The following is a 10,996-nucleotide window of genomic DNA, read 5'->3' on the forward strand; positions in this document are numbered from 1 at the left end:
AAGGTAAAGCAGGAGGAACTCCAAAGTCTTCTAATCCAGATTATTATGATGGAGACATTCCTTTTTTAAGTATTAAGGATATGACCTCACAAGGAAAATATATTAATTACACAGAAAAAACAATAACAAAATGGGGATTAGATAACTCCAGTGCATGGATTATTCCTAAAAATTCCTTACTATATTCAATTTACGCATCAGTAGGTTTTGTAGCCATCAATCGTAAAGATATTGCTACCAGCCAAGCAATATATGGGATGATACTAAAAGACAATGTTTCTTTAGAATACATGTACTATTATTTAACTTACTATAAGAAAAACCTCCATAAACTAATTGAAACAGGAACACAAGGAAACTTAAATGCAAAAATAGTTAAAAACTTTGACATCTCATTACCTTCGTTAAAGGAACAGGAGTTAATTGTAAATTATTTATCTTTAATAGATATTAAAATAGAATTGCTAACAAATGAGATTAATCAATTATCTAAATTTAAATTGAGTTTATTTGAACAAATTTTCGTATAAATTATTAAAGGTGATATTATTAGGGATTATAGTAAATTAGACGCTCGAAGAGAATTAGAGCAATATTTAACAGAAGATTTAAAAGGAGCATTTGAAAAAAGAGGATTTGAAGTTAATCATAATGGTACTGCTACATCTAATGCACCTGGAGGTAAAACCGACATTGAAATGTTTAATGATGAATTTCATTTTAATATTGAAGTTACGCAGACCACAAAATCTAGTGCTGATAGAGAATATCCTGCAATTGTGGAGCATTTGGAGGATAGTAAAACACGAACAAATAAAAAATGTTTTTGTATGTATGTTTCTCCTGAAACATCAATTCGTATGATAAATGAAATTAAAAGGTTTAATTCTAGCCATGAAGATGATTTAAAAATTTTACCTTTAAATTTTGATAACATTAATTTGCTTTTAGATAAGTTTACAGATAACGTTGTAGATGCTTATCCAACAAATGATTTTATAAATATCTTTTATAGTAGATATTTAGATTTTGCTGATGACCAAAGGATAAAAAAAATATTATTTGAGGAATTATTCTCTTCAGATGAGTATTTAAAAAAACAAATTGATGATGAGGAAACAGAAAAAGATCTTAAAACACAAGAACTTTTAATAAATGATTTGAAATCAATTGAAGATTCTCTTAGAAGTCTGGGAATAGCAACTGGAAGTGATGCTATTGATAATTTAATATATTTTGTTTTTATGAAGCTCTTTGAAGAAAAACGTGAAAAAGATGGTAATATAAATAGACTCACATTAGATAATTTTAAAGAATATAAAAGTTTCCATGGTGATAATAATAAAATGATTCATGAATTATTTAAATCCATCAAAAATGAAACTATATCTGGAGGTACAGATATCTTTCAGGAAGGAGATAATTTTTCTGATGGTTTTGATGATGATTTTGTTATAGATACAGTAATCCCTATTTTTGAAGAATATCCTAATTTTATAGATACTCAAATTGATATTTTAGGTGCTGTTTATGAAGTATTAGCACAAAGAGCTGAAAAAGATGTTAAGATTGGCCAATTTTTTACTCCTGAAAATGTTGTTGACTTCATTGTTAAACTTTCTGATTTAAGTTATCAAGATAAAGTACTTGATCCTGCTTGTGGAACTGGAAGATTTTTAGTTAAGTCAATGGAACAAATGGAATCTAAATTAAAAAATAGTGATGTGAGGAATAAGGATGAAATTATAGCTGAATTTAAATCATCTCAATTATATGGATCAGATATCGACAATGGAATATCAAAAATTGCAAAAATGAATATGTGGATTCACGGTGATGGTAAATCTAATATTTATAAACATGATGGTTTAACTCTTGAAGAATGTGACGCTGATTTATTCAATCATGGCTTTGATGTTGTATTAACTAATCCGCCTCTAGGAAACTTAAATTATATAAAAAATTATGATTCTGATTTTATAAATAATAATGAGGTCTTACCAAGAGTCAATGAAACTAAAAAAGCTTATGATGCTCAGAAAAAAAGATTAGATACTCATGTTGAAGAAAAAGAAGAAATGTTGAATGAACTTAAGATTCTTGAAGAAAATGAAATAATCAAAAAAATAATATCCTCTGAGGATTCAGATTCTTCCATAAAAGAGTTAAAAAAATCTAATGAGTTTAAAGAGTATAAAAAATTAAAAGGAAAAATTAAACGAAAAGATAAAACAATAGAAAATAATGAACTTAAATTAAATGATATTAAAGCTAAGATGTTATCTGGCAATTGTGAATTTAAAGTTAAAGGAACAACAATGAAAGGAGGCGCTTTGTTTTTAAATTCAATCAATAATTATTTAAAGAGTGAAAGAATACCAACAACACGTCCTGAGTGGAGAGGTGGGATTTTAATAAGTATTGTTGATGAAGGCATTTTAAATACAGAGGATTATTCTGATGTAAGAAAATTTATGAGAAAAAATTTTTATATTAAAGCTATCATTTCATTATCAAAAGATACTTTTGTTCCTATTTCAAATACTGCTACTAAAACTTCAATACTATTCCTTATTAAAAAACAGGATATTCAAGCTAAACAACAAGAACCAATATTTTATGCTTACGTTGATAAAGTAGGATTGGATACAAAAGGTAAAACCTGTGAAAATCATTTTAGTGACATTTTAGAAGAATATAATGAATTTAAAAATGATATTTTTGACTCTTATGAAGAAAATAGATTCAATAAGAATACTTTTGAATTAAAAAGAGGGATTTAAATGATACGTAATGAAACACATAGTTTTTTTCATTTTATTGATGAAAATGATAATAGATTAGATTATGATTATTATCATCCAATTTTTGAAGAGTTAGATGAACTAGTAAACACAGAATATTTTGATGTATTAGAATTCAGAGAACTAATTTCAAATATTGTTAGTGGTAAAACACCTAAAAATAAGGAATACATTGAGAATGGAGTCATGTTTTTAGGTGCTGGGAATATATCAGAATATGGTCTCAATTTAGACAATGTGGATAGAATTGATTATAGTTTGCATGAGTCCACGTTATCTAGTTCTCAACTTAAAGAAGGAGATATTTTAATTACTATGGCAGGAACAATAGGAAATGCCACTATTTTTAATCAAAATTTGGATGCCAATATTAACCAAGCTGTTGCTAAAGTTGAAATTAATTCTGAATTAATTAATAAAGAATATTTAGTAAAATATTTAAATTCAAAATGGGGCAAACTTAATTTTAGGAAATTTCAACATGAGGTGAGCCAACCTAATATTAATTTAGAAGAAATAAAAAAATTAAAAATTATTGTTCCTCCATTGGATGAACAGATAAAATTGGTTAATATGTTTCAAGAATTTGAAAAAAAGGCAGAAGAATATAGAAAATTAGAAAAACAATGCTGGAAAGAATCATTTAATATTTTTGAGAGTAATTTATCAAAGTGATATTATGGATGAAACAACAAAATGTTTAAACGAATGGAATGCAACTGTTGAAGCTTTAGGTCAGGGAAAACAAACTATATTAATAAGAAAATATAGTACAACATTAAATGAATTTTTACTATATCCAACAGTTAGCTATGCTATCAAAGAAGATGTTTTAGATTCATTTCAATATAAAGAATTTGTTAAAGATAATCTATTACCTACTGGTGATAATCCTTATGAAGTTAAATATTATGCTACTGTTGAAGAAGTTATTGATAAACCTTCAACAAGGATTGGTTCATTTTATAAGTTTCATATTTGGACTCGTAACCATGTTAAAGATTATCTTGGAAGAAAAAAAGCTAAAATATGGATTTTAAGAGTTTATAAACTTGATGAACCTCAAATGTTAAAAAGAACTAGGGGCATGAGGTATGCTAATGTAGATAAACCAGTTAAACTTGAAGGTAAACCAGTTATTCCTGATGATGAGTTTAATAAATTAAAAGAAGAAATTTTAAATATAAGATAATATGTGTATTGATTTATTAAATAATCCTACTGTAATTGGAGCAATAATTGGTGCAATTGTAGGTGCTATTGCATCAGCAGCATTTGCAATTGCTACATCATTGTACAAATTTAACAAACGAAAAAAAGGTGCAAAATCACTTATAAAATCTGAAACTAACCATATAATTGATGCTCTTGAAAAATTCAAAGATAAATATTTAAAAAATGAAATAAAACTAGATGATGTAGATAAAAGTATTAATGAATTATTTAATTTTTATAATATGATGCATAATTTTCCAATATGGACTGATAGAAACTGGATTAATTTAATTAATTTTATCCCTAGCATATTCAATGAAGAAGAGATAAATAAAATAAATCAATTTTATGCAAAATGTGAAGAAATGAGTGATGCTGCAAATGCGCTTGCAGATAAAGAACCTTTTAATGAACTCTCTATTGAAGGACAGCCTACAAGAAAAATTCCAATGCCTTTAAAAGATATTAATAGTCATAGAAATATGTTTAGAAAAGATTTGAATGAATTAATAAAAATGGGTAATGAAGTTAAACTAATTTTCGACTAAGTAAAATATTATAATAAACAAAACAGTAAAAAATAATATTATACAATATAACGGTGAGAAGACAAATGGTGAAAATAAATTTATTTACATATAATATTATACTTTGGAATACACAATCTGATGAAAAAGTAATGTTAGACAAAATTAACTATAGTTCTCTAAACCCAGATATACAACCCAAATCCATAATGGAAATATTATTTAAATTTTTAAGTGATAATAAAGAAGATTCTCATTTTGATAAAGACAATAAAGTGCTATTTATTAAAGATTTTAATGTAGATAATGAAAATATATTCTTTGGAGAATTTTTATATGGTACCTCAGGAACAGAACATCCAGTTAAAAATATCACTGACAATACAGACGATCGTATTATTTCAAAAGACCAATGTATTTTATCTCCTTATTATTTTTATATTGAAATTCCTAAAAATAACAAACAGGGATTATTAATTTTAGAAAGCAAGGGTACAGATGGTATTAAAACACTTTTTGAAGAATGGTTCGGAAAATTTATCAAAGAACAATCGTACACCAATTTAAAATTAGAATTAAAATCATTTTTACCCAAACAAATTATAAATACTTATTTAGATTATGGTGTTCTAAAAAGAATAAGATTCATCTCAAATAAATTGCCTGTTGATGAATTAGAAATATTGGAAGGATATGAACCCGAAGAAGGTTATGTTGAACTCAAATTACAAATAAACAAAGATAATAGAAAACCATTAGTTAATAAAATAAAAAATTTAATAAATAATGAATCGGATGAATTAAAAAAATATGATGATATTATTGGAAATAAGTTACAAACAGAAGACATAAAGTTAGAAATTGATTTAAATGGTTCTGAAAGAACATTTACTATTAATAAACTTGAAAATGCAGTTCCTGCTAGAGATATTACAGACGAGATAGAAGAAGGATATGATGGTCATAGAACCTTTGAATCTATAGATAAAAAAGGAAAAGAATATGCTGATGATATTTTTAGATCTTCAAATTAATTTTCAAGATGATATTTTATTAAAACAAATCCAAATTTCAATACTCTAAATATTAATAAAAAGAATAATGATATTAAAAAGATAACTAGAAAATTAAATACAATTCTAATCCAAAATATCAAGTTAATAGGCAATAATACTAAAAAATTTTCATGTAATAATGCAGCCAATAAAAGAATTATAACTAATGCCACTGTGATTAAAAGTTCAAATGAAATTGTAACATGGTATTCAATTAAAAAATTATTAATATTCCACTCTATTCTATTAACTTCTGTTGGTTTAGCATCAGTATCTTTTAAATTAAATGAAAGTAACATTAAATTTAATAAAAAACCTATAAATATAGACAATGATATTAATAAAATATTAACTAATTCCATGTTAATATTTACAAAAAATATTAAAATACAGGAAATAAATAAAGGAAAACCAATAATTTTAACATTATCATTTTTATGAAATTTAAAAAAATCTCTAATTACAAATTTAGGAGAGAATTTAGATTTCATATTTATCACCAACAGTATATTTTTAGAACATATCATATAAATTTTTTATTTACCCATTAAACAAGGGATTTATAGAGAATTGCTAATTTTTGAAAGAAAATCATTTCGATTTCAAAAAGTCATTAAATATTTATTATAATAGTTTATAGTTTTTATATAATATTATCCCATACAAACCATAATAACAAAGAAATAAAATCAATATTTCAAATTATTTTATTAATTATTCATCAATGAAATAATTATCATCAATTTTTTTAATTTCATATTTGTTGAATGTAAAAGTACCAACATCATACTCGATCATTAAATCAGCTAGTTTTTTACCATCTATTAATACGATATTTAAATTATTTTGCTGATTAACATATTCAATAGCGTTTGATGTGAATTTTAAGTTAGTAATAAAGATACCTTTATTTATTCCCTGACCAAATAATACTCCAATAAAACGTTGCAATAAATCAAAATCAACTTCTTGTTCGTTATTATAATGTTTAATATGAATAACAACCTCATCCAAACATAATTTACCTTGATATATGATTCCAGTAGTTTCATTTAAATTTGATAAATTTTTTTCTATTTCCAATGATTTAAAATCAAAATATCCCATTTTATTAAGTAATTTAAAAGTTAATTCTTTAAAAATAGAATTATCTATCTTTTGTATTTTTTTAAGTAATTCTTTAGATAAATTATTATTATACTCATTAAATGTTTCTTCAATTAAATCTTCAATATCGACTAATTTCAATTGTTTATTATTTTTTGTTGATTTAAATTCTCTAAATGAATCGAAATTCATTAAGATTTTATTTGTAATATTTTGATTTTTTTCGATGACTTCTAATCCTAATGATGTTATATTACAGTAACTTCTTCGTTTACTTTCTATTAATCCAGCTTTTTTTAGATATGTTCTAGCCCAACCAATTCTATTTTTAATAACTAATTGACCATTTGAATTTCTTTCATTTAATTCTTCATCTGTTAAATATAATTGGTTAATAATTAATTCATCCATTAATGGAACTGAATATTCTTTTTCATCAGCCAATATTCCCATAACATAATCATATAATTCATCATATTTGGGTATTGTCATATTATACACTCTCCTTAATTATTTTTTAATTCCTTTTTTAATTCATTAAATTCTTTTTTAGTAATTATATCTTCATCAAATAATATTTGATATTCAATTAACATCACATTATTCTTTCTCTGTTCAATTTTATCATTTATTGATATATATTCAGATTTTAAATTATTCAGTGAATTTTCACCATTCTTAAGCACTGTATTAAATTCATTATAAGAATTAATTTCTTTATTTAAATCTTCAATTAAAACATTAGATTTATGAATAAGTTTATCAATATCGCTTAAAATGGATTTAGAAACATTTATTTTATTAGATTCATTTTTCAAATCATTTAACTCAGCAATAAATCTTTCAATATCTGAAATTAATTTTTGTTTATCTATTAATAATTGAGTTTTATTAATTATGAAAAGATAATCATCAGATTTTTTAATCTCATTAATTTTAATATCTATTTCCAATAATAAGTCTTCTACTTTTTCAGGATAATCGTTTACATTATCAAATCTCTCCATTTTAAATAAAATAAACGAACCATTATTTAATCTTTTTTTAGTGCGAATAATTTGAATTATTGTAGAATTCATCTCTTTTAAAAGATTATTATATTTTAAGTAAAGTGTTTCAAGTTGATTTTTAAATTCAGAATGTTCATTTAAAAAAGATTTTATTTCTGATTCTTTTAAATTGCTCATTTCATTTTTTAAAAGTTCTATATATTCATTTAATTTATTTATATCCTCCTGATTGACAGTTGGTTTATTAATTACTTTAGGTTTAGAAATATCTTTAAAATTATATCCTTCCTCTTTTTCTGATAATCTGATTTCGTCAATTAGCTTGTCAAAGTTTGCTGCTCTTCCAAAATCACTTTTTGCCGGATCTACTCCGTCCTCACCAAAGATTCTTTGAACGACATTACCGTAATTATCTATTACAAGTCCAGACCGTTTTACCTGCAGGTCCTGAAGTGCGTTTACAAGCCTTCTCTGCATATAACCAGATTGTGCTGTACGAATAGCTGTATCTACCAGTCCTTCACGTCCACCTATAGCGTGGAAGAAGAATTCAATTGGGTCGAGACCTGACTTATAGCTTGAATGTACAAATCCTTTAGCTTTTGCCCCCAATTCATTTCTTTTAAAGTGTGGAAGAGTTCTTTCGATGTAACCTCTATGGATACGTCCACCTCTAACAGCCTGCTGTCCTACACAGGAAGTAATCTGGGTAAGGTTCAGCATGGATGCTCTAGCACCAGTACGTGCCATTACAACAGATTGATTATGTTCCATAGTTAAGAAATCTTCTGCGATTTCACCGGATTTGTCACGGGCTTCTCCAAGAATTTGCATAATTCTCATTTTCAAGGTCTCTTCTAAACTTCTACCTTGTATGGCCTTAAGATAACCCATTTTATATTTTTTAATTAATTTATCCACTTTTTCTTCTGAATCTTTTAAATGTTGATTAATTTCCAGTTGAACTTCATCAGGTAATTCAAAATCATTTAAACTTGTTGTAATTCCTGTTTGCATGATTCCGCAAATAGCCAAGTCAGTTGATCTGTCTAAGAATTCCTTAGCTCTTCCCGGACCGTATTCCTTAACGATTTTATCCAAAATCTGACCGGACATGGATCCGTATGCCTTTTCGTCGATTACACCATGTTTGAGGATACCGTTTTCAATGACCACATATGCGTCAATAGGACATAATGTGTCGTAGTCAACCTCATCTTTAGGGGTTTCCCTTAATATTTTATCACACTGACCGCATTTGGTACAGATTTCAGCCTTATATGTTAAGTTCATTTGATTAGGCAAGAGTAATGAGAAGAGTTCCTTACCTGTCCATTCCTCGCCGTTTGCTTTCTCAATGATTGACTCTGTGTTGTCGACTGCAGACTGGTCTTCGTATTTTTGCCTGATTTCAGAAGCGATTCTGTCATGGGCAATGGATTTGATGATTTCTTTTTCCTCATCGTTCCATTTGTTTGCCTTGAGACGTTTTGCCTTTTCGTCTTCAGTCAAGTCCAATGTATTAAGGTAAGTCACCTTATCGTCCTTGGTTCCCCTAACGTTTTTGGTCTTTTTGGCTATTTCTGATTCGACTTCAGGAGTTTCATGTGACTCCGCTTTTAAAAGCCATTTTTCACCGTCGTTTTCAGGGATTGCAAGGTGTGATTTTCTAATGATTTGTAAAGCTTGCTCTTCTGTGAATTTCATTGATTTTCTGGTTAAAAGGTATGCTCCTGAGATGTGGTCGTGGATTGCGCCGATAATAGGTCCACCGAACCTTGGAGACAATATGTGTTCCTGTACACGCATCAATGATTTTGCTTCCGCACGGGATTCATCGGTCTGGAAAACGTGCATGTTCATTTCGTCCCCGTCGAAATCTGCATTATATGCTGGACATACACACGAATTGAGTCTGAAAGTTTTATATGGTAATACCCTTACTTCGTGAGCCATCATACTCATTCTGTGAAGTGAAGGCTGACGGTTGAACAGTACCATGTCTCCGTCTCTGAGGTGCCTTTCTAAGATATCGCCGGGCTTTAAGTTTTCAAGAATGTACTCTTTGGTTTCCTTATTGATTCTTCTTCTGTTTCCGGATTCTGTAATCATGTAGTTTGCACCAGGGTGCACGTCAGGACCGTTTTCAACGCATTTCTTGAGCTCAGTAATGTTCCAGTCGTTAACGTAAGCAGGTACGGTTACCTCTTTTGCAATCATTTCAGGAACACCAACTTCGTTAATGCTAATATTGGGATCAGGAGTAATTACGGTACGTGCTGAGAAGTTTACACGCTTACCGGATAAGTTGGATCTGAATCTTCCTTCTTTTCCCTTTAACCTTTGGGTCAATGTTTTAAGTGGCCTTCCTGACCTGTGCTTGGATGGAGGAACACCGCTTGCTTCGTTATCAAAGTAAGTAGTAACGTGATACTGCAACAAATCCCATAAGTCTTCAACAATCAGTTGCGGAGCGCCCGCTTCCATGTTTTCAACCAGTCTCTGATTGATACGTAAAATATCTACCAGCTTGTGAGTCAGGTCGTCCTCTGAACGTTCACCGGTATCAAGAGTAATTGACGGCCTTACAGTTACTGGAGGAACAGGTAAAACTGTTAAAACAAGCCATTCAGGTCTTGCAACTTCAGGGTTGATACCTAAGATGTACATGTCATCGTCAGTGATTCTTTCAAGCCTTTCCCTGATTTCGGAAGCTGTAAGCTTATAGTCATCCTGGAAAATGCTTGTAGGCTTATCCAAGGTTACAGGAAGCTGAGGAGTACCACAGTGAGGACAGCAGTATTTCTCATCGATTTCTTCGTCTTCAGCAGGTTTTTCCTTCATGTCCCTCTTGGATTTGGTGTAAACATCGTTTAAGATTTTGGAAATGTTTTTCTTGTTTTCCAAGGCCTCTTCGATTTTTTCATGATAATAGAAAATTTCTTCAGGATTTAAGAGAACACGTCCACACTCGTTACAGGTTGAACGGAGGATTTTGTGAATGATATCACCAAAACCAACGTGAAGAACAGGTCTTGCAAGCTCAATGCTTCCGAAGTGTCCTTGACAGTCTCCTCCTCTTACTCCACAGGTATGGCATTTAAGGGAAGGATCCAAAACTCCTAAACGTGGATCCATCAAACCATTTTCAATTGGATATCCATCAGAGTCATAAGTATCTGGAGTTTCAACACGAACAACAGACATACTACGAATATCCTCTGGAGACATTAGTCCAAAGTTAATTCTTTCGATTTTTTTGATAAATTCTTTCATGT

General features: G+C 28.6%; 8 protein-coding genes and 1 pseudogene. 6 read left to right on the plus strand and 3 right to left on the minus strand.

The window, feature by feature from the left end; translation table 11 throughout:
* The 6 genes from F3G70_RS06670 to F3G70_RS06695 form a co-directional block, all read left to right on the plus strand.
* Positions 1 to 530, plus strand: a 530-nt coding sequence (locus F3G70_RS06670; RefSeq protein ID WP_188118100.1) for a restriction endonuclease subunit S, incomplete at its 5' end; no start/stop codon positions are given.
* Positions 531 to 548: 18 nt separating this feature from the next.
* Entirely contained in the window at positions 549 to 2,783 is a 2,235-nt protein-coding gene (locus tag F3G70_RS06675; protein WP_223166039.1) for an AlwI family type II restriction endonuclease, read from the plus strand.
* A complete protein-coding gene (locus F3G70_RS06680; RefSeq protein WP_149731929.1) occupies positions 2,784 to 3,479 on the plus strand; it encodes a restriction endonuclease subunit S in 696 nt (231 codons plus the stop codon). It abuts the gene before it with no gap.
* Positions 3,480 to 3,483: 4 nt separating this feature from the next.
* Positions 3,484 to 3,996, plus strand: coding sequence for a DUF1802 family protein (locus F3G70_RS06685; protein ID WP_149731930.1), 513 nt, complete (start codon positions 3,484 to 3,486; stop codon positions 3,994 to 3,996).
* Position 3,997: 1 nt separating this feature from the next.
* A complete protein-coding gene (locus F3G70_RS06690) occupies positions 3,998 to 4,567 on the plus strand; it encodes a hypothetical protein (RefSeq protein ID WP_149731931.1) in 570 nt (189 codons plus the stop codon).
* Positions 4,568 to 4,632: 65 nt separating this feature from the next.
* Positions 4,633 to 5,580, plus strand: coding sequence for a hypothetical protein (locus F3G70_RS06695; protein ID WP_149731932.1), 948 nt, complete (start codon positions 4,633 to 4,635; stop codon positions 5,578 to 5,580).
* Here the strand turns inward: F3G70_RS06695 and F3G70_RS06700 are convergent.
* The 3 genes and pseudogenes from F3G70_RS06700 to F3G70_RS06710 form a co-directional block, all read right to left on the minus strand.
* Positions 5,577 to 6,092, minus strand: coding sequence for a hypothetical protein (locus tag F3G70_RS06700; protein WP_149731933.1), 516 nt, complete (start codon positions 6,090 to 6,092; stop codon positions 5,577 to 5,579). The two genes, F3G70_RS06695 and F3G70_RS06700, sit on opposite strands and share 4 nt — an antisense overlap.
* A gap of 223 nt (positions 6,093 to 6,315) precedes the next feature.
* Positions 6,316 to 7,200: a restriction endonuclease gene (locus F3G70_RS06705; RefSeq protein ID WP_149731934.1), complete on the minus strand. Its 885-nt coding sequence runs from the start codon at positions 7,198 to 7,200 to the stop codon at positions 6,316 to 6,318.
* Between the two features lie 818 nt (positions 7,201 to 8,018).
* Positions 8,019 to 10,994, minus strand: a pseudogene (locus tag F3G70_RS06710) (DNA-directed RNA polymerase subunit A'); the annotation flags it as partial.
* Between the last annotated feature and the right edge of the window lie 2 nt (positions 10,995 to 10,996).

This window comes from Methanobrevibacter millerae (assembly GCF_900103415.1).
In the GTDB taxonomy this organism is placed as follows: Archaea; Methanobacteriota; Methanobacteria; order Methanobacteriales; family Methanobacteriaceae; genus Methanocatella; species Methanocatella millerae.